Origin of the sequence: Aquihabitans sp. G128, from assembly GCF_019048865.1 — a bacterium.
GTDB lineage: Bacteria > Actinomycetota > Acidimicrobiia > Acidimicrobiales > Iamiaceae > Aquihabitans.
This window is the reverse complement of sequence record NZ_CP077604.1, coordinates 495,878-522,447: the sequence shown is the minus strand read 5'-3', so window position 1 is coordinate 522,447 and position 26,570 is coordinate 495,878. Positions and strand designations below refer to the sequence as shown.

The 26,570-nt window shown below is 74.5% G+C and carries 19 protein-coding genes and 2 pseudogenes; 6 read left to right on the top strand and 15 right to left on the bottom strand.

The features are described from left to right. Nucleotides 1-5: 5 nt before the first annotated feature. The 6 genes and pseudogenes from KSP35_RS02380 to KSP35_RS02360 all read right to left on the bottom strand — a co-directional run bounded on the left by KSP35_RS02380 (nt 6) and on the right by KSP35_RS02360 (nt 5,671). The gene (locus KSP35_RS02380; protein WP_216998645.1) at nt 6-743 is read right to left on the bottom strand and encodes a class I SAM-dependent methyltransferase; all 738 of its coding nucleotides are present in this window, start codon (nt 741-743) and stop codon (nt 6-8) included. A 57-nt stretch (nt 744-800) separates the two neighbouring features. Further along, on the bottom strand, nt 801-1,223 hold the full coding sequence (locus tag KSP35_RS02375; RefSeq protein WP_216998644.1) for a cyclic nucleotide-binding domain-containing protein: 423 nt from the start codon (nt 1,221-1,223) through the stop codon (nt 801-803). Between the two features lie 90 nt (nt 1,224-1,313). Beyond that, complete coding sequence (locus tag KSP35_RS02370; RefSeq protein ID WP_216998643.1) at nt 1,314-2,462, bottom strand: hypothetical protein; 1,149 nt, start codon at nt 2,460-2,462, stop codon at nt 1,314-1,316. Nucleotides 2,463-2,479: 17 nt separating this feature from the next. Continuing rightward, nucleotides 2,480-3,634, bottom strand: coding sequence for an excinuclease ABC subunit UvrC (gene uvrC / locus KSP35_RS23880; protein ID WP_254126940.1), 1,155 nt, complete (start codon nt 3,632-3,634; stop codon nt 2,480-2,482). A gap of 502 nt (nt 3,635-4,136) precedes the next feature. Then, a pseudogene (locus tag KSP35_RS23875) lies at nt 4,137-4,259 on the bottom strand (hypothetical protein); the annotation flags it as partial. Nucleotides 4,260-4,339: 80 nt separating this feature from the next. After that, on the bottom strand, nt 4,340-5,671 hold the full coding sequence (locus KSP35_RS02360; protein WP_216998642.1) for a hypothetical protein: 1,332 nt from the start codon (nt 5,669-5,671) through the stop codon (nt 4,340-4,342). A gap of 203 nt (nt 5,672-5,874) precedes the next feature. Between KSP35_RS02360 and nadA the strand changes: the two genes are divergently transcribed. From nadA to KSP35_RS02345, 3 genes are all read left to right on the top strand, one after another. Continuing rightward, the gene (gene nadA / locus KSP35_RS02355; protein WP_216998641.1) at nt 5,875-7,029 is read left to right on the top strand and encodes a quinolinate synthase NadA; all 1,155 of its coding nucleotides are present in this window, start codon (nt 5,875-5,877) and stop codon (nt 7,027-7,029) included. 66 nt (nt 7,030-7,095) lie between these two features. Further along, nucleotides 7,096-8,157 (top strand): Gfo/Idh/MocA family protein, encoded by a 1,062-nt coding sequence (locus tag KSP35_RS02350; protein ID WP_216998640.1) that lies wholly within the window; start codon nt 7,096-7,098, stop codon nt 8,155-8,157. Next, on the top strand, nt 8,154-9,287 hold the full coding sequence (locus KSP35_RS02345; RefSeq protein WP_216998639.1) for a DegT/DnrJ/EryC1/StrS aminotransferase family protein: 1,134 nt from the start codon (nt 8,154-8,156) through the stop codon (nt 9,285-9,287). The genes KSP35_RS02350 and KSP35_RS02345 overlap by 4 nt, the downstream gene beginning before the upstream one ends. A gap of 25 nt (nt 9,288-9,312) precedes the next feature. Here the strand turns inward: KSP35_RS02345 and KSP35_RS02340 are convergent, their stop codons facing one another. The 3 genes from KSP35_RS02340 to KSP35_RS02330 all read right to left on the bottom strand — a co-directional run bounded on the left by KSP35_RS02340 (nt 9,313) and on the right by KSP35_RS02330 (nt 12,397). Beyond that, the gene (locus tag KSP35_RS02340) at nt 9,313-10,539 is read right to left on the bottom strand and encodes a hypothetical protein (RefSeq protein WP_216998638.1); all 1,227 of its coding nucleotides are present in this window, start codon (nt 10,537-10,539) and stop codon (nt 9,313-9,315) included. Nucleotides 10,540-10,716: 177 nt separating this feature from the next. Then, nucleotides 10,717-11,697 (bottom strand): GNAT family N-acetyltransferase, encoded by a 981-nt coding sequence (locus KSP35_RS02335; RefSeq protein WP_216998637.1) that lies wholly within the window; start codon nt 11,695-11,697, stop codon nt 10,717-10,719. Next, nucleotides 11,690-12,397 (bottom strand): trans-aconitate 2-methyltransferase, encoded by a 708-nt coding sequence (locus KSP35_RS02330; RefSeq protein WP_216998636.1) that lies wholly within the window; start codon nt 12,395-12,397, stop codon nt 11,690-11,692. Before KSP35_RS02330 ends, KSP35_RS02335 begins: the two co-directional genes overlap by 8 nt. Nucleotides 12,398-12,495: 98 nt before the next feature. On the opposite strand from KSP35_RS02330, the gene KSP35_RS02325 reads away from it, so the two are divergent. Further along, nucleotides 12,496-13,230: a class I SAM-dependent methyltransferase gene (locus KSP35_RS02325; RefSeq protein WP_216998635.1), complete on the top strand. Its 735-nt coding sequence runs from the start codon at nt 12,496-12,498 to the stop codon at nt 13,228-13,230. Here KSP35_RS02325 and KSP35_RS02320 read toward each other — a convergent pair. The 5 genes and pseudogenes from KSP35_RS02320 to uvrA all read right to left on the bottom strand — a co-directional run bounded on the left by KSP35_RS02320 (nt 13,120) and on the right by uvrA (nt 22,189). Then, the gene (locus KSP35_RS02320; protein WP_216998634.1) at nt 13,120-15,681 is read right to left on the bottom strand and encodes a glycosyltransferase; all 2,562 of its coding nucleotides are present in this window, start codon (nt 15,679-15,681) and stop codon (nt 13,120-13,122) included. The genes KSP35_RS02325 and KSP35_RS02320 overlap by 111 nt on opposite strands. Beyond that, on the bottom strand, nt 15,678-16,502 hold the full coding sequence (locus tag KSP35_RS02315) for a sugar transferase (RefSeq protein ID WP_216998633.1): 825 nt from the start codon (nt 16,500-16,502) through the stop codon (nt 15,678-15,680). The genes KSP35_RS02320 and KSP35_RS02315 overlap by 4 nt, the downstream gene beginning before the upstream one ends. A gap of 599 nt (nt 16,503-17,101) precedes the next feature. Next, a complete protein-coding gene (locus KSP35_RS02310; protein WP_216998632.1) occupies nt 17,102-18,841 on the bottom strand; it encodes a hypothetical protein in 1,740 nt (579 codons plus the stop codon). 63 nt (nt 18,842-18,904) lie between these two features. Then, nucleotides 18,905-19,231, bottom strand: coding sequence for a DUF952 domain-containing protein (locus KSP35_RS02305; protein ID WP_216998631.1), 327 nt, complete (start codon nt 19,229-19,231; stop codon nt 18,905-18,907). Beyond that, nucleotides 19,231-22,189: pseudogene (gene uvrA, locus KSP35_RS02300) on the bottom strand (excinuclease ABC subunit UvrA). The gene KSP35_RS02305 and the pseudogene uvrA overlap by 1 nt, the downstream one beginning before the upstream one ends. A 114-nt stretch (nt 22,190-22,303) precedes the next feature. Here uvrA and KSP35_RS02295 point away from each other — a divergent pair. Continuing rightward, nucleotides 22,304-23,674: an O-antigen ligase gene (locus KSP35_RS02295; RefSeq protein WP_216998630.1), complete on the top strand. Its 1,371-nt coding sequence runs from the start codon at nt 22,304-22,306 to the stop codon at nt 23,672-23,674. Beyond that, the gene (locus KSP35_RS02290) at nt 23,671-24,843 is read left to right on the top strand and encodes a hypothetical protein (RefSeq protein WP_216998629.1); all 1,173 of its coding nucleotides are present in this window, start codon (nt 23,671-23,673) and stop codon (nt 24,841-24,843) included. Before KSP35_RS02295 ends, KSP35_RS02290 begins: the two co-directional genes overlap by 4 nt. On the opposite strand, the gene KSP35_RS02285 is transcribed toward KSP35_RS02290, so the two are convergent. Next, entirely contained in the window at nt 24,823-26,532 is a 1,710-nt protein-coding gene (locus KSP35_RS02285; protein ID WP_216998628.1) for a glycosyltransferase family 39 protein, read from the bottom strand. The two genes, KSP35_RS02290 and KSP35_RS02285, sit on opposite strands and share 21 nt — an antisense overlap. Nucleotides 26,533-26,570 lie beyond the last annotated feature (38 nt).

Sequence of the window (26,570 nt, the reverse complement as noted above, 5' to 3'; positions counted from 1 at the left end):
GGCGCTCAGCCGACCTCGCGCTCGGCCACGAGCACGAGGAGGCGGGGGATGGTGGCGGCGGCCTGGTACTCCGCGGCCCGGGCCAGGAACCCGGGCGGGGGCGCCGGCTCGAGCATGCGGCGCAGGGTGAGGCCGGCGTCGGCCATGGCGTTCACGTACCTGCTCATCGGCCGGTGGATGAACGGGATGAAGACGTCCTTCTCGACCTCCTCGATGGAGTTGTCCTCCACCAGGTACGGGCCGATGCGCCAGTACTGCTCGGGCGGGTCGAGGGTCTGGTCGTCGATCCAGCCGCTCCCCGGCGTCTGCAGCAGCGGGTGGTTCAGGAAGAAGGCGAAGCGGCCGCCGGGCCGCAGCACGCGGGCGACCTCGTCGATGGCGTCGTCGACGGCCTCGATGTGCTCGAAGACCAGGCAGGCCACCACGGCGTCGAAGCTGGCGTCGGCGAACGGGAGGGCGTCGGCGCCGGAGCGGGCGTAGGCCGGTCCCCCGCCCCGCTTGGCCGCCTCGACCACCTGGTTGGCGGTGGGATCGATGCCGACCACGAGCGAGGAGCCCAGGTCGGTGGCCAGGCGGGCCACCTGGCCCTCGCCGGTGCCGACGTCGAGCACCCGGTCGAACCCCTCGAGGAGGTTGGCGGCCAACGGCATGATCTGCTCGACGTACTCCGGGTCGGCGCCGTCGGTGAAGCCCTCCTGCCACCAGCCCGAGTGGGCCTCCCAGAGGTCGATGTCGTCAGCCATGGCCGTCACGGTAGGCGGCGGGCGCGACGGCACCGGGGAGCCGCCGGGCGGTTCTCCTCAGGCGTGCTCGCGCCAGCCCTCGTCGCGCGCTCGCCGGGCCAGCGAGGCCAGGAGCCGCTCGGCCATGCGGGGCGACTCGCGCAGCGACACCCGGAACGCGGCGGCACCGAGGATGCCCAGCCGGCTCGCCTCGGTCGTCACCACCGAGGCCGTGCGCGGCCCCGGGTCGAGCAGCGCCAGCTCGCCGAAGTGGCTGCCCGGCTCCAGGCGGGCCACGGTCCGGCCGTTGCGGACGACCTTGGCCGCCCCGTCGAGGAGCACGAACACCCCTTCGCCGTAGTCGCCCTGGGCCACCACCGTCGCGTCCGCCGGCACGTCGACCAGCTCGGCGCCGTTGGCCAGGTGGGCCAGCTCCTTCTTGGTCAGCCCGGCGAAGAGGGGCACGGCGGCCAGTCGATCGGCCACCTGGCGCTTGGACATGCAGGAACCCCTTCGGAGGCGGAGGAGCGCCGGGCTCGATCCCGGCGGCACCGCCTCATTCGCCACCGGAGGCCGGCTCCCCTCCCTGGATCAGCCGCCGACCGGGGCCAGCCGACGCGCTGGCGCCGGCGCCGCAGCGGGCTCGGGCCCGCTCGGGGCGGGCGCCGGGGCCAGGAGCGCCAGCAGGCTCACCAGCGAGAGCGGCAGCAGGACGCGGCCGAAGTCGAGCCAGCTCACCCACACGGCCTCCCCCATCACCGCCGCCAGCACCAGGTGCGCGGCCACCAGGCCCCGGAGGCGGAGGTCCCGCCCGCGGACCAGCGCGACGAGGGCCGGACCGAACAGCAGCGCCAGCGCCAGCAGCTCCTCGCCGTCGAAGCGGCCTCGGGCGGCCACCAGGCCCGAGAACGGGATCGGCGAGAGGCGCCCCTCGACCGACCCCCTCGGCCAGGCGCCCAGGCCGACGCGCAGGACGAGGACCCACGCCACGAACGGCACCAGGCTGGCGAACAGCGGCGACCACGCCCGGCGCACCGCACCGGCCCACGGACGTCCCGGCAGCCGGCTGGACCACCAGTCCACCGCCACCAGGGTGACCGGCACCACCACGAGCGTCTCGCGGGCCAGGCAGGCCAGGGCGAAGCACGCCACCGCCGGCCAGGTGCGCCGGCGGGGCCCCAGCCAGGCGAGCAGGCCGCCGGCCACGAGGGCGGCGGCCAGGGCCTCCGGGCCGCACCGGATGAGGTCGACCGAGACGCCGGGGGCGGCGAGCACCGCCAGGCCCCACCACGGGCTGCGCCCCCAGGTGGCGGCGAGCGTCGCGGCCAGCCCGGCCAACAGTCCCACCGCGAGGACCGTGACGGCGATGAGGGCCCAGGCCACCGCGGCGGGCTGGCCGGCCGAGGCGATCCAGCCGACCCAGCCGTAGAGCGGCCGCTGCAGGCGGTAGGCCTGCTCGGCCGCGCCGCCCCGGATGCCCTCGGGGTGGCGGACGAAGGGGTCCATGGCCTGGTGGGCGAACAGCTGGCCGTCGCCCTGGTTGAAGTAGAGCTCCACGGGCTGGTCGGGCGGGTCGTAGGCGGCGCTGATGGTGCGGCCGCGCTCCCAGGTGGCGGCGTCGGGCAGCAGGAAGGCCCGGTGGAACCAGCCGGCCACCACCATCGAGGCCAGGAGGAGGCCCACGACGACGACGAGCGCGACGGCGCGCTGGTCCTCGGTCGCCTGCGGTGCGGGTGCCATCCCCCACCTGTCGGCGCTCAGCGCGGCCTGTGGAGCTTTTCGTCGATGGCCACGGCGACGGCCTCGGGCAGCCAGGACAGGGCCTGGAGCTGCTCGAAGCTGGCCTTCTTCACCGCACCGATGCCGCCCAGCTCCTTCACCAGCCGCTTCTTGCGGGTCTCGCCGAGGCCCGGGATGCCGTCGAGGACGGAGGTGGTCATGCGCTTGCCGCGCAGCTCGCGGTGGAAGGTGATGGCGAAGCGGTGCGACTCGTCCCGCAGCCGCTGGAGCATGTAGAGGCCCTCGGACTGGCGCGGGATGGTGATGGGGTCCGAGAGGCCGGGCACGTAGACCTCCTCGAACCGCTTGGCCAGCGAGGCCACCGGGATCTCCTCGTCGAGGCCGAGGTCGCGCAGCACCTTCACCGCCACGCCGAGCTGGCCCTTGCCGCCGTCCACCAGCAGCAGCTGCGGCGGGTACGAGAACTTGCCCCGCTCGCTGATGGGCAGCTCCTTGTCGGCGACGTAGGCGGTGAGGCGCCGGGTGAGCACCTCCTCCATGGCCCGGAAGTCGTCGTTGCCCTGGCCGCTCTTGATCTTGAAGCGGCGGTACTCGGATTTCTTGGGCAGGCCGTCCTCCATGACCACCATGGACCCGACGTAGTCGGAGCCCTGGATGTGGCTCATGTCGTAGCACTCGATGCGCAGCGGCGGCTCGGGCAGGCCGAGGTACTCCTGCAGCTCGTTGAGGGCCTTGGCCCGGCTGTTGTGGTCGCTGGCCCGCTTGAGCCGGTGGCGGACCAGCTCCTCCTTGGCGTTCTTGGCGACGGTCTCCTGGAGGGTGCGCTTCTCGCCCCGCTGGGGCACCCGGATGGTGACCGCCGAGCCCCGGAGGTCGCTGAGCCAGCCCTGGTAGAGCTCGAGGTCCTCGGGGTCCCACGGGACCAGGACCTGCTTGGGCATGCCGATGGGCGGCGGCTCGGCGTAGAACCCCTCGAGGATGCGACCGGTGAGCTCGAACTCGCTGAGGTCCTCGACCTTGTCGAGCACGAAGCCCTTGCGGCCGACCACGCGGCCCTTCCGCACGTGGAACACCTGGACGGCGGCCTCGAGCTCGTCGTCGGCCACCCCGAAGACGTCGAGGTCCTCGTTGCGGTCGGCCACCATCTGCTGGCGCTCGATGGCCTTGTTCACCGACTGGAGCCGGTCCCGCAGGCGGGCGGCCCGCTCGAACTTCGAGCTCCCCCGCGGCCTCGCGCATCCCGGAGCCGAGCTTCTTCACGACGTCGTCGGTGTCGCCCTCCAGGAACTGGAGGAGCTCGTCGATGTAGGTCTGGTACTGGTCGCGGGTGACCTCGCCCACGCACGGGCCCGAGCACTTCTCGATGTGGAAGAGCAGGCAGGGCCGGCCCAGCTTCTGGTGGTTGTTGAACTTGTTGTCCGAGCAGGTGCGCAAGGGGAACGTGCGCAGCAGCAGGTCGAGCGTCTCGCGGATGGCGTAGGCGCTCCCGTACGGGCCGAAGTAGCGCACGCCCTTCTTCCGGGCGCCCCGCATGACCATGGGCCGGGGCCAGTCGTCGCCCACCGTCACCGCCAGGTACGGGTAGCTCTTGTCGTCGACCAGCCGGATGTTGAACCGCGGCCGGTGCTGCTTGATGAGGCTGTACTCGAGCATGAGCGCCTCGACCTCGTTGCGGACCTGGATCCACTCGACGGTCTCGGCCGTGGCCACCATCTGCGCGGTGCGCGCCGGCAGGTTGGTCTGGAAGTAGGTCGACAGCCGGGACCGCAGGGACTTGGCCTTGCCGACGTAGATCACCCGGCCGTGGGCGTCCTTGAACTGGTACGAGCCGGGGGTGTCGGGGATGGAGCCGGCGGGAGGACGTTGGACCACGCCTCCTAGGTTGCCGGATCGGCCACCGGTTCGGGCAACCGCCCCGCTGGGACCGCGGCGCGGGCGGTCGGGACCCCGCCAGGGGCCCCGTCGGGGGCCGCCGCCAGGTCGTCGGCGCCGTCGAGCGCCCACCAGCCGGAGGCGGCGGCGGCCACCACGAGCACCAGGTAGTTCCACTGGAACGTGCGCGCCGGGACCAGCAGCCCCAGCAGGCCGAGGGCGGTCAGCGGGCCCACCCAGGCCAGCGAGCGGAGGCGGTGGGCGAGCCACGGGACCAACCCGAACGCGATCGCCAGGCCCGCCAAGGTGGCCAGGCCGAGGAGCAGGCCGTGGAACGCACCCGGCGCCACGGCGGGCAGGCCCAGGCCCGAGGTGGGCATCAGCGGCTTGGTCTTGCCGAGGTTGAACCACAGCACGTCGTCGACGAACGCCCTCGGCGACCAGGCCAGGAACGGCAGGCAGGTGGCCGCCAGCAGCGCCGGGGCGGTCCACCAGCGCTTCACGCCGGCCCAGCCCTGGCGGGCGAGGACCACCACGAGCAGGGGCGGCACGGCCACCAGGAAGAGGAACTTGCAGGAGATGGCCACCGCCAGCGCCGCCCCGGCCCAGCCCGGCCGACGGCGGGCCAGCAGGAGCGAGGCCAGGAAGGCGCACGCGGCGAGGGAGTCGTTGGTGCCCCACGCCAGGTAGGTGAAGGTGAAGGCGTTCCCCGCCACCAGCACGGCGCCGAGGCGGGCCGCCGCCGAGCCGGGCCGGCGGGCGAGGGCGACGGCCAGGGCGGCGAGGGCCGCCCAGGCCAGGATCCGGGGGTCCCAGGTGGCGCCCACCGCGTCGGCGACCAGCACGAACGGCGCCTGCACCAGGAACGACAGCGGCAGGTAGGGCTCGTGGTCGATCACGGGGTTGGCCACCCGTCGACCGTCGGCGCCCTGCACGCGGGCCCACGACTCGGGCAGGACGGCGGCGTAGCGGGCCGTGTACGGGTCCTCGCCGTGCAGCGCCAGGCGGGCGGCCTCGCGGGTCACGTAGACGCCACCGTCGTGGTTGCGGTCACGGGCGGTGCCCCCGCCGGTGGCTCGGGCGTGCGGCGCCCAGGCCCCGATGGCGACCACCAGGACCACCGCGGCGGGCAGCAGGGCTCGCGCCACCCGCTCGTGGCCCACCACCAGGAGCGGCGCGCCGACGCCGACGGCCAGGCTGAGCCCGGCGAGGACCACCCACAGCTCACCGGCCGGCCAGGCAGCCAGGCCCAGGCCGACGATGACGGCCACCAGGCCCGCGATCCGGACCTGCTCGGCGCGCGCCGCGGGCGCGGTGGTCTCGACGGCCGTCTCCATGGTCCCCCTCCATCGGACGGTGGGGCCGGAGTTCAAGCCCGACGCGATCCGTCGGGGTGGCGATCGGTGCCCGTATGCTCCGGGGTGCCGGCCTGGTCTCCGGCACCCCTTGTCCGATCCCGTGACCGACATCCCCGTGGCGTGGCGACCAGGCTGCCCCCACCGGTCATCCAGCGGGATCTCCCCTCGGAGGTCACCACCACATGCTCAGGCTCCAGACCCCGCTCCCCGAGCGCTACCGCGATGCCACGCCCGAAGCGCTCGACGAGATGATCGGCGCCGCCAAGGCCACCCTCGGCGACAAGCTGTTCATCCTCGGGCACCACTACCAGCGCGACGAGGTCATGAAGTGGGCCGACGCGCGCGGCGACTCCTACCGCCTGTCGGTGCTGGCCCAGGAGCACCCGGAGGCCGACCACATCGTGTTCTGCGGCGTGCACTTCATGGCCGAGTCGGCCGACGTGCTCACCGGCGACCACCAGTCGGTGATCCTCCCCGACCTGAACGCCGGCTGCTCCATGGCCGACATGGCCGACATCGACGAGGTCACCGAGGCCTGGGAGGCGCTGTCGGAGGTCATCGACACCGATCGCCTCGTGCCGATCACCTACATGAACTCCTCGGCGGCGCTCAAGGCGTTCGTCGGCCGCCACGGCGGTGCGGTGTGCACCTCCACCAACGCCCGAGAGATCCTCGAGTGGGCGTTCACCCAGGGCGACAAGGTGCTGTTCTTCCCGGACCAGCACCTGGGCCGCAACACCGGCTTCGCCATGGGCTACGGCCACGAGGACATGCGGGTCTGGAACCCCCGGTTCGAGCTGGGCGGCCTGTCCGCCGACGACGTCACCGACGCCACCTTCCTGCTGTGGAAGGGCCACTGCTCGGTGCACCAGCGCTTCTCCCCCGCCCACGTGGCGGCGTTCCGCGCCGAGCACCCCGACGGCATCGTGATCGCCCACCCCGAGTGCTCGCACGACGTGTGCTCGCTCGCCGACCAGGTGGGCTCCACCGACTTCATCATCCGGGCCGTCGAGGCCGCCCCGGTGGGCGCCACCCTCGCCATCGCCACCGAGATCCACCTGGTGAACCGGCTGCGCGACGAGACGCCGGACAAGACCATCGTGTCGCTCGACCCGCTGATCTGCCCGTGCTCCACCATGTTCCGCATCGACGGCCCCCACCTGGCGTGGGTGCTCGAGAACCTGGTGGCCGGCAAGGTCATCAACCAGATCACCGTCGACCCCGACACCACCGAGTGGGCCAAGGTGGCGCTCCAGCGCATGCTCGACATCACCCAGGGCAACCCCGTCTCGGAGGTCCGCGACCCCGCCACCGACAGCCGGGCCCTGCCCGTCTGAGTCGAGGCTCCAGCAGGCCCGGACGGTCCCCGAACCCGGTTCGGTGCTCCCATAGGATCGGCCGCCATGTCGATGACGAGTGGGCCTCCCACCCCCCAGGACGGCGAGGTCGGCGTCGCCGTCATCGGCGCGGGCTACTGGGGCCCGAACCTGGTGCGGAACTTCCTCAACTGCGACCGCACCTGGCTCTGGGCCGTGTGCGACCTGGACGAGCAGCGGGCCCGCACCGTGGTGGGCAAGCGCTCGTCCATCGAGGTCACCAGCCGGTTCGAGGACCTGCTCGCCGACGATCGCATCGAGGCGGTGGCCATCGCCACCCCAGCCGCCACCCACCTGCCCCTCGCCCTGGCCGCCATCGAGGCGGGCAAGCACATCCTGGTGGAGAAGCCGCTGGCGCTCAGCGCCGCCGACGCCCGCACCATCGCCGAGGCCGCCGAGCGGGCCGGGCTGGTGGCCATGTGCGACCACACGTTCTGCTACACCCCGGCGGTCAACCGGATCCGCGACGAGATCGCCGCCGGCCACCTCGGGCGCATCCAGTACGTCGACTCGGTCCGCATCAACCTGGGCCTGGTCCAGCGCGACACCGACGTGTTCTGGGACCTGCTCCCCCACGACCTCTCGATCCTCGACTCCGTGCTGCCGGCGGGCACCGGGCCCGTGGCCGTCTCCGCCCTGGGGGTCGATCCCATCGGGGCGGGCAAGCCGTGCGTCGGCTACGTCTCCCTGCTGCTGCCCGACGACGCCATCGCCCACGTCCACGTCTCCTGGCTGAGCCCGGTCAAGATCCGCAACGTCGTCATCGGCGGCTCGCTGCGCCACCTGGTCTGGAACGACACCGACCCCACCCAGCGCATCTCCACCTACGAGCGCGGCGTCGACATCGCCGAGATCGAGGACGAGGACGAGCAGCGCCAGCTGATGTTCCAGTACCGGACGGGCGACATGCACGCCCCGGCGCTCACCGACGCCGAGGCCCTCCAGTCCCTGGTGCGGGACTTCGCCACCTGCATCCGCGAGGGAGGCACGCCCCGCACCGACAGCTGGCAGGGCGTCCGGGTGCTCGAGGTGCTCGAAGCCGTCGACCGCAGCCGCGCCGCCGACGGCGTGCTGGTGCCGGTCCGATGACCGCCGCGCCGCCGCCTGTGCCCCTGGTCGACCTGGCCTGGCAGCACGCCGAGGTCGCCGCCGAGGTCGAGGCCGGCTTCGCCAGCGTCCTGGCCCGAACCGCCTTCGTGAAGGGCCCCGAGGTCGCCGCCTTCGAGGAGGCGTTCGCCGCCTACACCGGCGCCGCCCACGTCGTCGGCGTGGCCAACGGCACCGACGCCGTGGAGCTTGCCCTGCGGGCCTGCGGCGTGGGCCGGGGCGACAAGGTCGTGCTGCCGGCCAACACGTTCATCGCCACCGCCGAAGCGGTCGACCGCGCCGGGGCCGATCCCGTGCTCGTCGACTGCGATCCCACGTTCCAGCTCATCGACGCCACCCAGGTGGCGGCGGCGGTGGCGGCCAGCGACGCCCGGGCGGTGGTCGGCGTCGACCTGTTCGGCCAGTGCGCCCCGCTGCGCGAGCTCGCCGAGGCGGTGGCCGGCACCGGCTGCGCCGTGGTCGAGGACGCCGCCCAGAGCCAGGGGGCCACCAGCGACGGCGCCGGCATCGGCACCCTCGCCCGCATCGCCGGCACCAGCTTCTACCCGGGCAAGAACCTCGGCGCCTACGGCGACGGCGGTGCCGTGCTCACCACCGACGCCGAGCTGGCCGACTGGGTGCGCACCACCGCCGACCACGGGAGCAAGGTCCGCTACCAGCACGAGCTGATGGGCATGAACTCCCGGCTCGACACGCTCCAGGCCGTGGTGCTGTCGGCCAAGCTGGCCCGCCTCGACCGGTGGAACGACCTCCGGCGCACCGCCGCCGACCGGTACCGGAGCGCCCTCGCCGACCAGGAGGGCATCGGCCTCCCGGCCACCGCGCCGGGCAACGTCCACGTCTGGCACCTCTTCCCGGTGCGCGTCGCCGCCCGGGACGCCGTGCTGGCCGAGCTGCACGGCGCCGGGGTCGGCGCGGGGATCCACTACGCCGTGCCGATCCACCTGCAGCCGGCGTTCGCCCACCTCGGCCACGGCCCCGGGGACTTCCCCCATGCCGAGGCCGCCGCCCGCGAGATCGTCTCGCTGCCGCTGTTCCCGGGCATCACCGCCGAGCAGCAGGACCGCGTGGTCGAGGTGCTGCTCGCCGCCGTGGCCCGCACCGCCGGCTGACGGCGCGACCGGGACGAGCCTCGGGTCAGGCGGACCGGGCCTCGGCGGCCGCCAGGCCCTGCACCACCTGCTCGTTGAACGAGTCGACCGCGAAGGCGGTGGCCCCACCGACGACCAGGGCCGGCAGGTGGAGGGCGTCGAGCCCGGCGCGGGCCACGGCGAACGCCGCCCGGCTGGCCGCCGACGGCACAGCGAAGGCGGGCCGTCCGGCGGCGGCGACCACCTCGACCGCCGCGCCCGGCCGCACCACGCCCAGGTCCTCGAGCGCCGCCTGGGCCGTCGCCTCCCAGCGCTCGCGCTCGACGGTGCACGCCACCTCCACGCACACGGTGCGGAAGCCCGGGCGCACGTCCGCCAGGCTCTCGGTGACCCGGAACGCGCCCACCTCGGGCTCGGCGGAGAACAGGACGCTGGGCAGGTCGTGCACGTCGCCGTCGGGCACGTCGATCCAGACCATGGCCGCCGGCACCTTGTCGACCGCGTAGGCCTGGCCGGCCGCCGCGAAGAGCTCCTCGGGCCCGACGCCGAGCACGGGGGTCGCAGCCGGCAGCTCGGCGCCGCTCTCGAAGCGCAGGAGCGTGCGGCCCCCCTCGGCGGCGACCGCCACCAGCGGGCCCTCGTGTCGAACCCGGACCAGCGGCGCATCGGTGACCCGCTGGACCAACCGGCGCACGACCTCGCCCATGCCGCCGCCGGCCACGGACCAGAACGGCCGCTCGGGCCGGTAGGTCAGCCGGTCGGCGCTGGCCTCCCAGGCGGTGACGGGGTGGAAGAGCGGGAGCCAGATCTTGCGGTGGAGGGCGGCGATCACGCTCGACGTGCCGCCGGGCAGCGCCTTGGCGGCGAGCGGCTCGATGAGCAGGTCGTGGAACGGCGCGCCCGTGTGCTGGCGGCCGATGTCGTGGAACGTGCGGTCCCACGGCAGGCCGCCGGCGTCCGGCGCGAACGCGCCGTGGGGACCGATGGCCTCGATCGCCGCGGCGGCCCCGGCGGTGAGGGCGGCGGCCTGGTCGTCGTCGAGCACGGCGGGCAGGCCGGTGAGGTCGCCGGCCAGCACGTAGTCGGTGCAGCGGCGTCCGCCGACGGAGACCTGGGCGGCCGAGACCTGCACCAGGTCGTCGCCGGCCAGCTCCCGCACGAGGGCGTCGATGGCGGTCAGGTAGGGCCGGTGGCCGTGGGGGCCGGGTCGGTAGTCGCCCAGGGGCGGCACCGCGCCGGTGGCGCCGTCGTCGTCGTACTGGAGCTCGAGCACGCGCGGCCCCAGGTCGAGGCGCCGGCCGGCGATCTCGGCCGGGAGGAACCCCCCCGCCGACCCCCCGGGCCGGCAGGTGCAGCTCGACGGCCCGACCGGCGGCGGCGAGCGCGTCGGCGGCCACGAGGGCGGCGACGCTGCCGCCCACCACCACGATCGGCTCCGAGGCGGCCACGGTCAGCCCTCTGCGGTGCGGCGCAGCACGAACCGGGGCTCGATGTCGCACCCCACGGTCCGCTTGAACTGGATGAGCCCGGCGTTGGTGACCCCGTCCTCGCTGGAGATGCCGATGTCGACCGTCGCCGTACCGGAGGCCAGGGCGTGCTCGACGACGCCGCGCACCAGGAGGTTCATGGGCGAGAGCGCCAGATCGTGGAGGGCGTCGCCCCAGTACTGCACCACGTCTCGCCCGGGGGCCACGCGGTAGAGGAGCGCGGCGGCCACCACCCGGTCGCCGTGGTCGACCACCAGGAGGCGGACCCGGCCGGGGAAGGCGTCGCGGATGGCCTCGACGTAGGCCAGCGGCAGGTGCATCGGTCGGCCTCGGTCGACGCGGTTGCGACGGAGGACCTCGTAGGCCTCGGCCCACGTGGCGGCGTCGTCCGGAGCGACCTGCGACAGGCCGATGCCCTGGTCGACGGACCGGCGGAGGGCCTTGCGAGCGGCCGGCTTGAGCGAGGCGACGTAGGCGTCGCCCGAGTCGATGCCGCGCAGGTCGAGGTGGGCGTTCAGGTCGCAGGCGACCACGGCGAAGCCCCGGTTCACGAGGGCGAACACGAGCGCCGCCTCGTTCGGGCCGTAGTGGGCCGGCTTGGCCCGCACGGCGATGGAGGGCGCGCCGCCCGCCTCGAGCTCGGCGACCGCCTGGTCGACCAGGGCCTCCACGTGGCCCACCACCTCGGCCGAGCGGGCCAGGTCCGGGCCGCCGAAGGGCGCACCGAAGCCGGACGTGGCGGCGCCGTCGTCGTCGACCCCGACCACGAACGAGCCGACCAGCCGGTCCCCGTCGTGGAGGTCGATCTGGCGCCGGCGCTCCAGCTGGCCGGGCCGCAGGTCGTAGTACGCCGACGTGTTCCAGAGGACCAGGTGCGGCTCGCGGGGATCGGCTGCGGTGGCGGCCAGGAGCTCGGAGGCCTCGAGCAGCAGGCGGTCAACCACCGTCGGCGCCCGTCGGTCGCTCCAGCACCAGGTAGGACATGGAGGCGTGCTCGGGGAGGTGGTGCGCCGCGGCCACGAAGCCCTCCAGCACCGCCTCGGGCAGGGCGGCCATCAGGTCGTTCGGCAGCGGCTTGAGCATGATCCCGCCCCGGTGCACGCCGCGGAGGCCGGCGGCGCGGCCCAGGGCGGCGAGGCGGTCGGCGTCGAGGAGCTGCACGGTGTCGAGGTCCTTGCCCCGGTCGCTGAGCTCCTGGAGGTCGCCGATGACGCCCAGCTCCAAGCCGACCAGTCGGTGGATGGAGCGCGGGTTCTGCAGCGTGACGTGCAGGAGGCCGCCCGGCACGAGGTGGGCGGCTGCGGTGCGGAACAGCGCCGCCGGGTCCGCCACCTCGTGGGCCACGTTGGCCAGCACGACGTGGCGGAAGCGGGCGCCCAGGTCGATGGTGACGATGTCGTGCTCGACGGCCACCACGTCCGGGAGGTCCCGGGCCCGCAGCCGCTCGAGGTAGCTCGGTGCGTGGTCGACGGCGGTGACCACCGCGCCCGCCCCGGCCAGCGAGGCGGTCATGAGGCCGGTGGCGCACCCGAGCTCGAGGACGGGGTCACCGGGGCGCAGCCAGCGGACGACCTCGCGGGCGGTGGCGGTGGTGTACCACCGGTCGAAGTCCTCGTCGGGATCGTACCGGTCCGCGTAGCTCATGGGCTGCTCAGGATAGGTTCCGACCAGGCGGTCGAAGCGGACATCCTGGATGCTGGCGGGGAACTGCCGATGGGTCCGGGACACCTGGAGGAGCGCACATGCCAACCGACCTCAGCCCCGCCGACCTGGACCGGTTCGCGAGCACCTACTACCTGAACGCCGAGATCGACGACGTCGACATCGAGGAGCTCGCGCAGCAGCACTCGATCCCGATGATCGTCGACGCCCTCGGGTCGGTGGAGCGGGTCCTCGAGATGGGCTACGGCACCGGCCTCATCACCCGCGAGCTGCTCGCCGCCGGCGTCCCCGTCGAGGTCGTCGAGGGCAGCCCCGCCCTGCGGGACCACGCCGTCGCCCAGCACCCGGGCCTGGCCGTGCACCTCGGCATGTTCGAGAGCTACGTGCCCGAGCAGCCCTACGACGCCGTGCTGGCCCTCCACGTGCTCGAGCACGTCGACCGCCCCGGCCACCTCCTCGACCACCTGGCCACCTGGCTCCGCCCCGGCGGGCTGCTCGTGGCGGTCACCCCGAACGCCCGCTCCATCCACCGCCAGCTCGGCGTGGCCATGGGCCTGCAGGAGCGCCTCGACGACCTGTCCGAGCGCGACCACCTCGTGGGCCACCAGCGGGTGTACGACCTCGCGGAGCTGCGAGACGAGCTGAGCGGCGCCGGCTTCGAGGTGGTGTCGGACTTCGGCTACTTCGTGAAGCCGCTGGCCAACTCACAGATGCTGGCTTGGCCCCGGTCCGTGCTCGACGGTCTCAACGCCATCTCCTCCCAGGTCCCATCGGACCTGTGCGCCAACATCGGCGTCGTCGCCCGGCGCCGCTAGGGCCGAGCGCCCGGACCGGTCGAGGATCGATCGACCGGTCAGCAGCAGCGCACCGCCCGCCACCGCGGCGGTGAGCGCCCCCGACGCCAGCACCGGCAGGTGCCGCCCGGCGACGGCCACGACCCCGCCCGCGGCGGCCGCGGCGACCACTGCGGCGAGGGGGCGGGCCAGCAGGCCGGCCACCGAGCGCACCGATGCCGCCACGACCACCAGCACCACGACCTCGCCCACCAGGGCGGCGCCGGCGGCCCCGCTGGCGCCCCAGCGCGACACCAGCGGCACGCCGACGGCCACGTTGGCCACCAGCCCGCAGACCAGCGCCCGCAGGTAGGCGGAGGCCCGCTCCTCGGCCAGCAGCACCATCTCCCCCAGCGTGCGGATGACCCACAGCAGGGCCACGACGGCCAGGAAGCCGAGGGCGGCGACGACGCCCGAGCGGTGCCCGGCATCGAAGAGGACGTCGACCACGCGGCGGCCGTCGACGCACAGCAGCACCACCGGCGGGGCGATGGCCGCGCCGACGGTGGCGGCGATGCGGCCCGCCCGCCGCAGCGAGGCGTCCCAGCGCCCGCCCACCAGGGCCTCGCGCAGCAGCGGCAGGACCGGCATGAGCGCCGCGGTGCCCAGGGTGCCGAGCGCCTCGGGCACCTTCTGGGCGATGGTGAAGGCGCCGAGGACGGTGGGGGTGGAGGCGAGCAGGAGGATCAGCACGCTGATGCGCGGCCCGACGATGACCAGGGTCGAGCTCAGCGCCGTGCGGCGGCCCTCGCGGTCGAGCAGGGCGCCGGCGGGCGACGTCGGCCCCCGGCCGTGGCGGGCCACCTGCCAGGTGACCGCCAGCGCGCTGAGCAGGTTGGTGGCCGCGTAGGCGCCGAGCACGGCGACCGGTCCGCCGCCGGCCACCACCAGCGCCCCGGCCAGCACCACGAAGGCGAGGCGCTCCCCCACCAGCAGCCCGACCTCGGCCCCCACCAGGCCCACCGAGCGCAAGGCGGCGAAGCCGATCTCGGTGATCCCGCTGGCCGCCGCCACCAGGGCGGCCGCCCCGACGACGGCCACCGGGAGGGACCCGTCGATGGCGTGCATGGCGACGGCGGCGACCACGCCCACGAGGGCGCCGGCGCCGGCCCGCAGGCCGGCGGCGCGGGCGAAGGTGGGCCGCAGCGAAGCCCGGTCGGCGGCGACGTGGCGGACCACGGTGCGGGTGGTGCCCAGGTCCGACAGGCCGCCGATGACGATGACGAGGGCGAGGCCGCTGCTGAGCACCCCGAAGTCCCGGGCCCCGAACTGCCGGGCCACGTAGAGGAACCACCCCAGGCCGACCACCTGGGCGACCACCCGTGCGGCGGCCAGGTTGGTGAGGCGCGACGCGACGCCGTGCTCCCAGCCGCCAGCGCGCTCGTCGGCCGCCGGCGCCGGCGCGGCGTCGGTCACCGGCGAGGCGGCTGCGACGAGCCGCGGACCGCCGCGACGACGTCCAGCGCGGCCCCGGCGAGGACGCCGGCGCCCCAGGAGACGTGCATGACGGGGAACGCCCCCACGAAGGTGGCGACCGAGACCTCCCGGCGGTCGGGCCGCGCCCGGGCGACGGCGGCGGCCAGCAGCGCGCCGTAGCCCAGCGCGCCGGCGGCGAGCGCCTTGCGGCCGGCCGGCGACGCGGCCAGGAGCGGCGCCGCGCCCAGCCCGAGCACGGCGAGCGGCGGCACGAGGTGCCGGGGCTTGGTGGCCTCCGGGTGGCGGGCGATCACCGTGGCCTTCCAGCGGCCGTAGTCGAAGAACTGGCGGCGCACCGCGGCGAGCGAGCCGCGGGGCCGGTACACCGACGAGATCTCCGGGCAGAAGACCAGCCGGCCCCCCGTTGCGGCGCAGCCGGTAGTTGAGCTCGTAGTCCTCGTTGCGCAGCAACGTCTCGTCGTACCCGCCGACGTCGATCAGCGCCTGGCGCAGGAACGTGGGGTGGCTGATGGTGTCGACCTCGCCCCGCTCGCCCGAGGAGCGGTGCGGCGACGCCATGCCGAACGGCGAGGCCATGGCCAGGCCCACCGCCCGCGAGCGCGGGTCGGTGCCGACGTGGAGGTAGCGGCCGCCGACGCCGACCGCGTCGAGCTCCTGGAGGAGGCGCACCGACGTGGCCACGTAGTCCGGGTCGGGCACGCCGTGGGCCGAGAGGAAGCAGAGGATCTCGCCCGACGCCTCGGCGATGCCGACGTTGGCCGCCGCCGCCGCCAACCGCTTCGGGTTCTCGACCAGGCGGACCTGCGGGTGCTGCTCGGCGAGCGCCGCGACCGTCTCCCGGCTGCCGTCGGTGCTGCCCCCGTCCATCACCAGGATCTCGAGGCGATCGGCGCCGTAGGTCTGGGCCAGGAAGCCCTCGACGCACGGGCCGATGTAGCCGTCCTCGTTCAGCATGGGGATCACCACGGTGACCAGCGGTCGTTCGGGGTCGGTCATCGTCCCCCTCCCATCGTTCCGGTGACGCTGCGCACGGTGCGGCCGATCACCCGGGCATCGAAGCGCAGTCCCTGGTGGCGGAGGTAGAAGAACTCGTACTGCAGCTTCTCGAGGGCATCATCCTCGTTGCCGGCGTAGCCGTACTTCACCTGGGCCCAGCCGGTGAGGCCGGGGCGCACCAGGTGGCGCATGCCGTAGAAGGGCAGCTTCTCGCTCAGCTCCACCACGTAGCGGGGCTGCTCGGGCCGGGGCCCCACCAGCGAGAGGTCGCCGCGCAGGATGTTGAGCGCCTGGGGCAGCTCGTCGAGGTGGCTGGCGCGGAGCACCTTGCCGAAGGCGGTGATGCGGGGGTCGTCCTGGGCCGTCCACTCGCTGGCGCCCACCGCGCCTTCGGCCGAGGGCACGTCGGGGCGGACCACCATCGTGCGGAACTTCAGGATCTCGAACGGCACGCCGCCGCGGCCCACGCGGGTCTGGCGGTAGAGCATCGGGCCCCGGTTGCCGACCAGGTTGGCCAGCAGCACGAACGGCACCGCCACCACCAGGGGTACGAGCAGGAAGGCGCCCCAGAGCAGGTCCAGCAGGCGCTTGAACCGGCCGTAGCGGGACCGGTGGAGCTCGCCGATGTCGAACAGGAGCGACGCCCGCTCGAGCTCGGCGGCGGGCAGCTTGCCCAGCCACTCCTCGTAGAACTGGAGCAGGGTGCGGACGCGCAGCCCGGCCTCGTGCAGCGCCGCGGCCTGGGCCACCACCCGCTCGTCGTTGAGCGCCTCGCGGTCGAGCACGATGACCGATCCCCGGTCGTGGAGCAGCTGCTCCACGAGGGGCCGCCGCAGGGGGTCGTCCGGGTCGGCGCCTGCGGCGGCCGGCAGCAGGTGGGTGACCAGCGACGCCGGCCGCTCGGGCGCGGGCCAGCTCGTGGGTGATCCGCTCGGCCTCGGCCTGGGCCGCCACCAGCACCACGCGGTCGCGGCCCTCGTCGGTGGTCCGGCCCTGGCGGGCGATGGCGCCCACCGCCACGTGCAGCCCGACCACCAGCACGGCCGAGCCCAGCACCACGAAGCGGGGCAGCAGGGCGTCGCCCACGAGCAGCTGGAGGACCGAGACCACGAGGGCGGCTCCGCCCGAGGCGGCCGCGGCGGAGACCAGCGTGGCCCGGCCTCGACGGGGCAGCTCGGGCAGGCCGGCGCCGTAGGCGGCCAGGCTCAGGGCCACCGCGTAGGTGAGCGCCCACGGGAGCCGGAACGAGGCGGTGAAGTCGTACGGCGGATCGGCGATCCAGGCGGCGTGGACCTTGCTCAGGGCCAGGACCACCAGCACGGGCCCGACCAACGTCAAGTAGCGCGCGCCCCTCCTCACGGCGTCATCGTACGAGTGGGGCTGGCGGGGCTCGGGGACCCCGGAGCGTGGTCGGGCCGGCTCATGCCGGGGTGAAGACCACGCGGTCGGTGGCGACCACCCGCCGCTCGTAGCCCGGGGCGCGGACCCGATCGGCACCGGCGCCGACCACCACGACGTCGTGGTCGAGGCCGGGGCGGAGCATGGCGAGGGCCCGGGGCGCCGAGCTGACCTCGGCCGACAGCAGGTCGACGTCGGGGAGCAGCCGCCACGCCCCGCGGGCCAGGTGGCGGTCGAGCTGGATGACGGTGTCGCCCTTCGGCGCCTCGACGGCGTCGGCGGTGCGCCCGACGGCGCCCCGGAAGTCGTTGGCGCTGGCCCACCCCAGGGCCGTGGGCAGCGCCACCAGGGCGACCAGGGTGGCGACCGCTGCGTGGCGGGCCGCCAGGCCGGTTCGGTCGGCCACCAGCGGCACCACGAACAGGGCGGCCAGCACGGTGGCCGGCACCAGCACCACGAACAGGAACCGGCCGCCCCAGTCGCCGCCGCCGCCCTCGGGGTACTGGGTGGCGATGGTGGCCAGCACGTGCAGCGCCACGAGGGCGCCGAGCCAGACCGAGGCGGGCGACGTGGTCGACGTGGCCGGTGGGGCGCTCGACGGGGCCCGCCCGGGCCGGCGCACGCGACCCGAGGCGAGCAGGGCGACGAGGGCGACCGGCAGCAGCGGCGCCGCCAGCAGCGCCCCGCCGAGGTCGAAGCGGGCGACGGCGTACTGGCGCAGGGCGAGCAGGGCCACGCCGGCGCCGAGGACCGCGGCCGCCACCCGCTGGGGAACCTCGCGTCGGGCCAGCAGCGCGGCGCCGGCCACCCAGCACAGCACCACCAGGGCGGCCAGGACCGTGCCCGAGCGAGAGGCGCCGCCGCCGTCGAGGAAGGTGCGCCACGCCCCGCCCCACTGGGACTGCACGTAGGTGAGGTCGGCCGGGTTGAGGTCCCAGGCGGGCAGCTCCTTGCCCGGCGCCAGGCGGGCCGACCAACGGCTGGTGGCCAGGAACGTGGCGGCGGCCACCACCACCAGCGGGGCGGCGGTGCCCAGCGCGGCACGGGCCCGCCGGGCCCAGGTGGGCTCCCGGAGGGCGAGCGCGGCCAGCACCGCAGCGGCGGCCAGCACCACGATGGCGCCCTCGGTGCGGAACGACACCAGCAGGGCGGCCGTCGCAGCGAGCGCCGGCAGGTGCCAGCCCCGCGCTCGGCCCGTGGCCCGGTCGGCCACCACCAGCGCCAGCACCCCGCCCAGCGCGGCGCCGCAGGTGTGGGCCCACATGGCCGAGCTGTGCACCAGGAGCGGGCCGAGGGCCACCGCCCAGAAGCCGAGGGCCCCCGAACCGGGGCGCAGCCGCTCGGCCAACGCCCAGGCCACCAGCGCGGCGGCCACCGCGCCGAGGACCGAGGGCACGTAGAGCCCGACCACCCGCCCGAAGAGCCGGGTGCTGGCCTGGAGCACGAGGATCCAGGCCGGGCGCTTGGTGTAGGAGTAGATCGCGGTGGGCGTCAGGGTGGCGTGGGGCACCGGGGCGAACTCGCTGCGGGGGTCCCGCTCGCTCCAGCGGTAGGGGTAGGCCCAGTCGCCGTGGTGCTCCAGGACCCGCACCTGGGTGGCGTAGGCCCCGTCGTCGAAGGTCCAGCTGCTGTCGAGGTCGGTGACCGCCAGCAGGCCGCCGAGCGCGAGCAGGTAGACCAGGGCGTGCAGGGCCCAGCGGGGCCGGCGCGGCGCGACGTCGGCCACCGGCGGGGCGACCTCCTCGGGCGCTCGTTCAGCCACGGTTGCCTCGTCCACCCCACCCCATCGGCACCGCCGCCCGGGTTGTGAAACCGCAGGCGGCGCTCAGCGCACCCGCACGGAGGCCACCACGGCGGCGACCGGGATGGGCCCGTAGGCGTGGGGGAACGCCTGGCCCGAGCCGTAGGAGTCCTCCTCGACCAGGGCGACGTCGCCGAGGGCCGACGGGTCGAGCTCGAGCACCAGCAGGTCGGTGGCCCCGGCGAAGTGCTTCTCCACCGTGCCCGCCACCTGGCGGCCGTAGGAGCAGTGCACGAACCCCTCGAGGCCGAGGGACGGCGGGGCGATCTCGCCGGCCGCCTGGTGCTCGGCCCACTCGGCGCTGGAGGCCAGGTGGTACAGCGCGTCGGGGCGGAGCTCGTCGAGCGCCATCAGGCTCCCGCCCGGGCCTTGGCCGGCGCCTTGCGGGCGGCAGGCTTGGCCTTGGCGGCAGCCGGCTTGGTGCCGTTGGCCCGCCGGGTGCCGGCGGTGGCGCCGACCTCGCCCTCGAGGCCGAGCAGGGGCCGCAGGAACCGGCCGGTGTAGGACGCCGGGGTGTCGGCCACCGTCTCCGGCGTGCCCTCGACCACGACCGTGCCGCCCCCGGAACCGCCCTCGGGCCCCATGTCGATGATCCAGTCGGCGGTCTTGATGACGTCGAGGTTGTGCTCGATCACGAGCACCGTGTTGCCCTGGTCGACCAGGCGGCCGAGCACGGTGAGGAGCTTGCGGATGTCCTCGAAGTGCAGGCCGGTGGTGGGCTCGTCGAGCAGGTAGATGGTGTGGCCGGTGGAGCGCTTCGAGAGCTCCGAGGCCAGCTTGATGCGCTGGGCCTCGCCGCCGGAGAGGGTGGGGGCGCTCTGGCCGAGGCGCACGTAGCCCAGCCCCACGTCGACGAGCGTCTGCATGTGGCGGGCGATGACCGGCTGGTTGGCGAAGAAGGTCAGCGCCTCCTCGCACGGCATGTCGAGGATCTCGGCCACGTTCTTGCCCTTGAACTGGATGTCGAGGGTGTCGCGGTTGTAGCGGGCGCCCTTGCACACCTCGCAGGGCACGTACACGTCCGGCAGGAAGTGCATCTCGATCTTGATGGTGCCGTCGCCGGCGCAGTTCTCGCAGCGCCCGCCCTTGACGTTGAAGCTGAACCGGCCCGGCAGGTAGCCGCGCACCTTGGCCTCGGTGGTCTGGGCGAACAGCTTGCGGACGTGGTCCCAGACGCCGGTGTAGGTGGCCGGGTTCGAGCGCGGCGTGCGGCCGATGGGCGACTGGTCGATGTTGATGACCTTGTCCAGCAGCTCGATGCCGGTGACCTTCTTGTGCAGGCCGGGCGGGGTCTTCGACTTGTAGATCCGCTGCATCAGCGAGCGCAGCAGGATGTCGTTGACCAGGGTGGACTTGCCCGACCCGGACACGCCGGTGACGGCCACGAACACGCCGAGCGGGAAGTCGACGTCGACGCCCTGGAGGTTGTGCTCCCGGGCGCCCTGCACGGTGAGCCAGTCGCCCGACGGGGGGCGCCGACCGGCCGGCACCGGGATGCTCTTCTTGCCCGACAGGTAGTGGCCGGTGATGGAGTCCTTGCTCTTGAGCAGGCCCTTGACCGGCCCGGCGTAGACCACCGAGCCGCCGTGCTCGCCGGCGCCGGGGCCGATGTCGACGATGTAGTCGGCCACCGCGATGGTGTCCTCGTCGTGCTCGACCACGAGCACCGTGTTGCCCAGGTCCCGGAGGCGGATGAGGGTGTCGATCAGGCGGCGGTTGTCGCGCTGGTGCAGGCCGATGGACGGCTCGTCGAGCACGTAGAGCACGCCCACCAGGCCCGAGCCGATCTGGCTGGCCAGGCGGATCCGCTGGGCCTCGCCGCCGGCCAGGGTGGCCGACGAGCGGTGCAGGGAGAGGTAGGTCAGGCCGACGTCGATCAGGAAGCCGAGGCGGGCGTTGACCTCCTTGAGGATGGGGTCGGCCACGATGCGGTCGCGGTCGCTGATCTCCAGCTCGGCGAACAGGGTGGCGGCGTCGGCGATGGGGATGGACGCCATGTCGTGGATGCTCTTGCCGCCGACGGTGACCGCCAGGGTGAACGGCTTGAGCCGGGCGCCCTCGCACGCCGGGCACGGCACCTCGCGCATGTAGCCCTCGAACTGCTCGCGCTGGCTGTCGGACTCGGTGTCGGCGTGGCGGCGCTGGATCCAGGTGACCGCCCCCTCGAAGCTGGCCTGGTAGCTGCGGGTGCGGCCGTAGCGGTTCTTGTAGCGGACCTGGACCTTGGCGCTGCCGGTGCCGTACATGAGCACCTTCTGCTGCTTGGCCGTGAGGGCGGAGAAGGGCACGTCCATGGGGATGGCCTTCTCCTCGCAGATGGCCTCCAGCAGGCGCTGGTGGTACTGCAGGTGGCCGCCGGCCCAGGGCGAGATGGCCCCGCCGGCCAGGGTCTGGTCCGGGTCGGGCACCACCAGGTGGACGTCGACCTCGAACTGCGTGCCCAGCCCGTCGCAGCGCTCGCACGCGCCGTAGGGCGAGTTGAACGAGAAGTTCCGGGGGGGCCAGCTCCTCGTAGCTCTTGCCGTCGATGGGGCAGGCCAGGTGCTGGGAGAAGGTGAGGATCTCGCCGTCGCCCTCGCCCTCCTTGGGGACCAGCTCCACCTCGGCCACGCCCTCGGCCAGCTGCAGGGCGGTCTCCAGCGACTCGGTGAGGCGCCGCTCGATGCCGGCGCGCTGCACGAGGCGGTCGACCACGACCTCGATGTGGTGGACCTCGTAGCGGGCGAGGTCCAGCTTGGTGCCGGTGCCGAGGTCGTGCAGCTCGCCGTCGATGCGGGCCCGGGCGAAGCCCTGGGTGGCGAGGTCGGCCAGCAGGGTCTCGTAGTTTCCCTTGCGGCCGCGGACCACCGGCGCCAGGACCTGGAAGCGGGTGCCCTCCGGCAGCTCGAGGATGCGGTCGACGATCTGCTGGGGGGTCTGGCGGGAGATCACCACGCCGTGCTCGGGGCAGTGGGGCACCCCGATCCGGGCGAAGAGCAGGCGCAGGTAGTCGTAGATCTCGGTGACGGTGCCGACGGTGGACCGCGGGTTCTTCGAGGCCGACTTCTGGTCGATGGAGATGGCCGGCGAGAGGCCCTCGATGAAGTCGACGTCGGGCTTGTCCATCTGGCCCAGGAACTGCCGGGCGTAGGACGAGAGGGACTCGACGTAGCGGCGCTGGCCCTCGGCGTAGATGGTGTCGAACGCCAGCGAGGACTTGCCGGAGCCGGACAGGCCGGTGAAGACGATGAGCTTGTCTCGGGGCAGGTCCACCGAGACGTCTCGCAGGTTGTGCTCTCGGGCGCCACGGATCACGAGGGAGTCAGACACGAGGGTTGAGCCTACCGGCCCGGCCACCGTCGATGTCGAACACGTGTTCCCGAGCCCATCCACACCCGTACGGGGTGCTCATGACCGTGGCCGAGGCGCCGATGGGAAGCGGCCATGTCGACCGCCGCCACCTCGATGCACCGCGCCGGCGGGGCCGTCCTCCCCGGGCGCTCCGGTGCCGCGAACCGCAGCTCGGCCCCTGCCGACGCCTCGACCGACGCGCCGGTCGAGGCCGACCAGGACCGGGCGGTGCGCGTGGCCCTCGTGGTGGTCGCCGCCCTCGCGGTGACCGTGCCCCTGGCCGTGTCGCGCTCCGCCTGGGCCTCGCCGGGCGGCGCCGGCGACTTCAACCGCCGGGTCTCGATCGCCCCCTTCGACGCCATCTCGGCCATCGCCCTGCTGTGGGCGGTGGCCAACCACCGCCTCGTGCGCAGCCTGGCCGGCAGCCGCGTGGTGCTGGCCAGCGCCGGGGCCTACGTCGCCGCCTTCGCCCTCTCCCTCGCCGGCCACCCGAGCTGGCTGGGGGTGGCCTTCGGCCTCCGCCTCGCCGCCGGCCTCGGCGTGGTGGCCGCCGTCGGCCTGGCCACCTCCCAGCAGCGGGCCCGCACCCTGACCCTCGGCGTGGTGGTCGGCGTCGGGGTCGCCCAGGCCGCCCTGGCCCTCACCCAGGCCACCCGCCGCCAGGCCTTCGGCATCAGCCCGATCGACTACCCCTTCCCCCTCCTGCCCGTGGGCTCCTCGGTGATGGTGCCCGGCAGCCTGAGCCACCCGTACCACCTGGCCGTGCTCCTGGTGGTGGCCCAAGGGGCGGCGATCCTGGCCCTCCGCGACGCGCCGCGCCGCTGGCCGTGGCTCGCCGCCCTGGCCCTGCTGGGCACGGCCATCGCCGTGACCTACACCCGCTCCGGGCTCATCGGGCAGGTCCTGCTGCTGGCCGTGCTCGCCGTCGACCGCCGGCGCTGGCGCCAGCTCCTGCCCATCGCCGCCGCCATCGCCCTCGGCCTGCTGGTCGGCGCCGTCGGGTTCGGCGACGGCTGGGTGGCCCGCGGCGAGGTGTCGGTGGGGGCCAACCCGTCGAGCGACCGAGGCCAGCGGGTTGACGAGAGCCTCGAGCTGCTGCGGGGCGACCCGATCACCGGCGTCGGGCCCGGCCGCTACGTGACGGCCCTGGCGGAGGAGCCGCGCGCCACCTACCTCCCGGCCCACGACGTCGTGCTGCACGAGGCGGCCGAGCTCGGCGTGCTCGGCGGCGCCGCCACCCTCGCCCTGCTCGCCCTGCTGGTGTGGCGGGCCCTGCGCCGCGGCACCTGGGCCCTAGCCCTGACCGTCCCCATGCTGCCGTTCCTGGTGCTCGACGCCTTCCCGTACACGTTCTCGACCGGCCTGGCCCTCAGCGCGATCTGGCTGGGCCTGGTGCGCCGGGCCATGCTGCCCGAGGCGACCGACCCGTCGACCCTCCCCACCACCCAGGCGGTGCCGGCATGACCACCACCACGACCACGCCCGCTCCCCTGCCCTGGCGGGCCATCGTCCGCTGGGCGCTCGTGGGCACCGTGGTGCTGCTCGCCCTGGTGCTCGTCGACGTGCACCGCTACGGCGGCAACAACCCGGTGAGCCTGATCCAGCCCGGCACGGGCGGGCCGTCGACCCAGGTGATCGCCCGCGACTTCCCCGAGCTGGAGCAGCCCGACGGCAGCGGCCTCGACGGGCAGATGTACTACGCCGTCGCCCGGGACCCGTTCCACCTCGACCAGACCGCGAAGCAGCTCGACGCCCCCCGGTACCGCCTCCAGCGACCGCTGCTGTCCTGGCTGGCCTGGGGCGTGCACCCCACCGGCGGCGGCGTCGGCCTGGTCACCGGGTTCTTCCTGGTGGGCCTGCTCGGCGCGTTCGGCGGCGCCCTCGCCACCGGTGCGCTGTCGGCCCAGCTGCGGGGCCCGACCTGGCTGGCCGCCCTGTTCCCGCTGCTGCCGGGCACCTACTGGTCGCTCCGCGTCACCGTGTCCGACGCCCTGGCCCTCGCCCTCGCCCTGGGAGCCCTGGCCCTCGCCCAGCGCCAGAAGCAGGTGCCGGCCGTCGTGCTCGGCGTCCTGGCCGTGCTGGCCAAGGAGCCGGTGATCCTCGTGTTCGCCGGCTGGGCCCTCCACCGCCGCACCCGCCGCGACGCCCTGCTGCTCCTGGTGCCCGGTGCCGTGGCCGCGGCCTGGATGGGCTGGCTGCACGTGCAGTTCCCCGCCGACCCGTCGCGCCCGTCGGACCTCGGGCTCCCCTTCGTCGGCCTGGTCGACGGGTGGCGGGCCCAGTGGAGCCGCGGCCACGAGCTGGTGGGCCTGGCGTGCACCGCCGGCGGCTACGCCATCGGCGTCCTCGCCCTCGCGCTGCGCCGGCTGCGCCACCCGTTGGGCTGGGCCATCGCCATCCAGCTGGCGTTCCTCTCGATCATGGGCCTCAACCCGGTGACGATGAACTTCGGCGGGACCCGGATGGCCATGGCGGTCATGGTGCTCGGTGCCATCACCTTGTTCACCCCGCACGCCGCCCGGGCCCTCGCCGGCGACGACGAGCGGACGGCCGGCATCGAGGCGGCCGACCCGGAGCCGACGCCCGAGCGCCGGCCGCAGCCCGCCCAGCCCTCAGCGGTCGCCGCGGGTTGACGCCCGGGCCCCGATGCAGGCCGGCACCGGCCGCTCGGGCCCCGGCGCCGGGTCCGGCGCCGCCGTGAAGCGGTAGACCAGCACGCTGCCCCCGCCCAGGGTGCCGACCGGGCAGTAGCCACGCAGCCAGGCGAGGTCGTCCCGGCGGGTCTGCATCAGCGGGGTGACACCGACGGCCACCCACCCCCGCACCGTCGCCGGCCGGACGTCGTCGAGCGACCGGGACCCGCCCTCCACGTCGAGCCCACGGGTGGCGTCGAGGGCGACGTAGGGCCGGTCGTGGGCGCGCGCCCAGTCCCGCACCTCGTAGAGGGCCTGGCCGGCGTCGAGGTTCGAGTCGCTGACCCAGCGGTACGCCGGGGTCCAGGGCACCGGCGTCCACGCCAACGAGTGCGGCGCCGCCACCGCCGACGCCGCCACCTGCACCAGCAGGAGCACGCCCACGGCCATCGCCACCGGTCGATGGCGTCGCGCCGGGCGGGCCAGGGCGCCGAGGCCCACCAGGGCGAGCGCCACCACCGGCATCGCCAGGCGGAGGCCCAGGTCGAGCGGCTGGCCCACGAGCAGCAGCCACAGCGCCACCGCCGGCAGCGCCACCGCCTGGGCCAGGCGCCGCCGGTCGACCTGCCGGTCGCGCACGGCGACGACCCAGCCGGCCACCACCGCCAGCACCAGGGTCAGCGGGAGCTTCAGCGCCGCGCTGGCCGGGAAGTACCACCAGCGCCCGCCGTCCCAGCTGCGCCCGAAGAGCGAGGCGGGCCGGGCGGTCGACGTGAGGTCGAGGTAGGCGAAGCCCGCCCGCCACTCGAGCGGCAGGGGCAGGGCGGTGGCCAGGCGGGTGGCGGCGGAGCCGTCGGACCCGGCGCCGATGATGCCCTCGAAGTTGGCCGCCACCGACGGCGGCGGCCCGCTCGGTGACAGGCCGCGGTACACGGCCCACACGACGACCACCGACACCAGCCCGGCCACCACGACCTGGCTGGCTGCGGCCCGCACGTCGGCCCGCAGCGTCCAGGCGATCACGCCGACGACCACGAGCAGCAGCACGAGGCCGGTGTGCCGGCTGGCCAGGGCCCCGCCGAGCCCGAGGCCGAGCACCGCGGCGCGGCCGAGCGTCGGTGATTCCCGCCAGCGCAGCAGCAGCAGCGCCAGGCCGAGCACGGCGAGGGTGAAGGCGACGTCGATCATGGCGAAGTGCGAGAGCCCCACCACGTACGGCGTGGTCAGCCAGGCCAACGCGGCCAGCAGGCCGCCGTCGGCGCCGAAGGCCCGCTTGGCCAGGAGGGCGATGAGGGCGGCGCAGGCGATGGACTCGAGCAGCGCCACCGAGCGCGCCCACACCAGCATCGGCCGCAGGGTGCCGGCCCGGGCGTTGGCGGCGATGAAGTCGTCGGAGTAGTCGAACCAGTCGCCCTCGCGGTACGCCGCGGTGTCGGGCACCACCGGCTGGGCCAGCAGCGCCGGCAGGGCGGCGACGGCCTTGGGCAGCGCCGGGTGCTCGGGCACGAGGCGGAGGTCGTGGCGGACCAGGCTGGTGACCCCGGACGACACGTCGACCCCCTCGTCGACGGTGGGCGCGTCGCGTGACGCCTGGAGCAGCCCGATCCCGAGGAACGCCAGGCTGGCCACCACCAGCACGGCGAGCCGCCAGGGGCGCGTCGACGGTGCGGGGGCGGGGCCGTCGGTCATGGCCGCCATCCTGCCCCGCCCGGTGGCCCGCGGCGGGG

What these genes read in the sequence shown, in the direction of transcription:
- KSP35_RS02380 (WP_216998645.1), bottom strand. Translation starts at nt 743, where the DNA reads ATGGCTGACGACATCGACCTCTGGGAGGCCCACTCGGGCTGGTGGCAG.
- KSP35_RS02375 (WP_216998644.1), bottom strand. Translation starts at nt 1,223, where the DNA reads ATGTCCAAGCGCCAGGTGGCCGATCGACTGGCCGCCGTGCCCCTCTTC.
- KSP35_RS02370 (WP_216998643.1), bottom strand. Translation starts at nt 2,462, where the DNA reads ATGGCACCCGCACCGCAGGCGACCGAGGACCAGCGCGCCGTCGCGCTC.
- KSP35_RS02360 (WP_216998642.1), bottom strand. Translation starts at nt 5,671, where the DNA reads ATGGAGACGGCCGTCGAGACCACCGCGCCCGCGGCGCGCGCCGAGCAG.
- nadA (WP_216998641.1), top strand. Translation starts at nt 5,875, where the DNA reads ATGCTCAGGCTCCAGACCCCGCTCCCCGAGCGCTACCGCGATGCCACG.
- KSP35_RS02350 (WP_216998640.1), top strand. Translation starts at nt 7,096, where the DNA reads ATGTCGATGACGAGTGGGCCTCCCACCCCCCAGGACGGCGAGGTCGGC.
- KSP35_RS02345 (WP_216998639.1), top strand. Translation starts at nt 8,154, where the DNA reads ATGACCGCCGCGCCGCCGCCTGTGCCCCTGGTCGACCTGGCCTGGCAG.
- KSP35_RS02330 (WP_216998636.1), bottom strand. Translation starts at nt 12,397, where the DNA reads ATGAGCTACGCGGACCGGTACGATCCCGACGAGGACTTCGACCGGTGG.
- KSP35_RS02325 (WP_216998635.1), top strand. Translation starts at nt 12,496, where the DNA reads ATGCCAACCGACCTCAGCCCCGCCGACCTGGACCGGTTCGCGAGCACC.
- KSP35_RS02320 (WP_216998634.1), bottom strand. Translation starts at nt 15,681, where the DNA reads ATGACCGACCCCGAACGACCGCTGGTCACCGTGGTGATCCCCATGCTG.
- KSP35_RS02305 (WP_216998631.1), bottom strand. Translation starts at nt 19,231, where the DNA reads ATGGCGCTCGACGAGCTCCGCCCCGACGCGCTGTACCACCTGGCCTCC.
- KSP35_RS02295 (WP_216998630.1), top strand. Translation starts at nt 22,304, where the DNA reads ATGTCGACCGCCGCCACCTCGATGCACCGCGCCGGCGGGGCCGTCCTC.
- KSP35_RS02290 (WP_216998629.1), top strand. Translation starts at nt 23,671, where the DNA reads ATGACCACCACCACGACCACGCCCGCTCCCCTGCCCTGGCGGGCCATC.
- KSP35_RS02285 (WP_216998628.1), bottom strand. Translation starts at nt 26,532, where the DNA reads ATGACCGACGGCCCCGCCCCCGCACCGTCGACGCGCCCCTGGCGGCTC.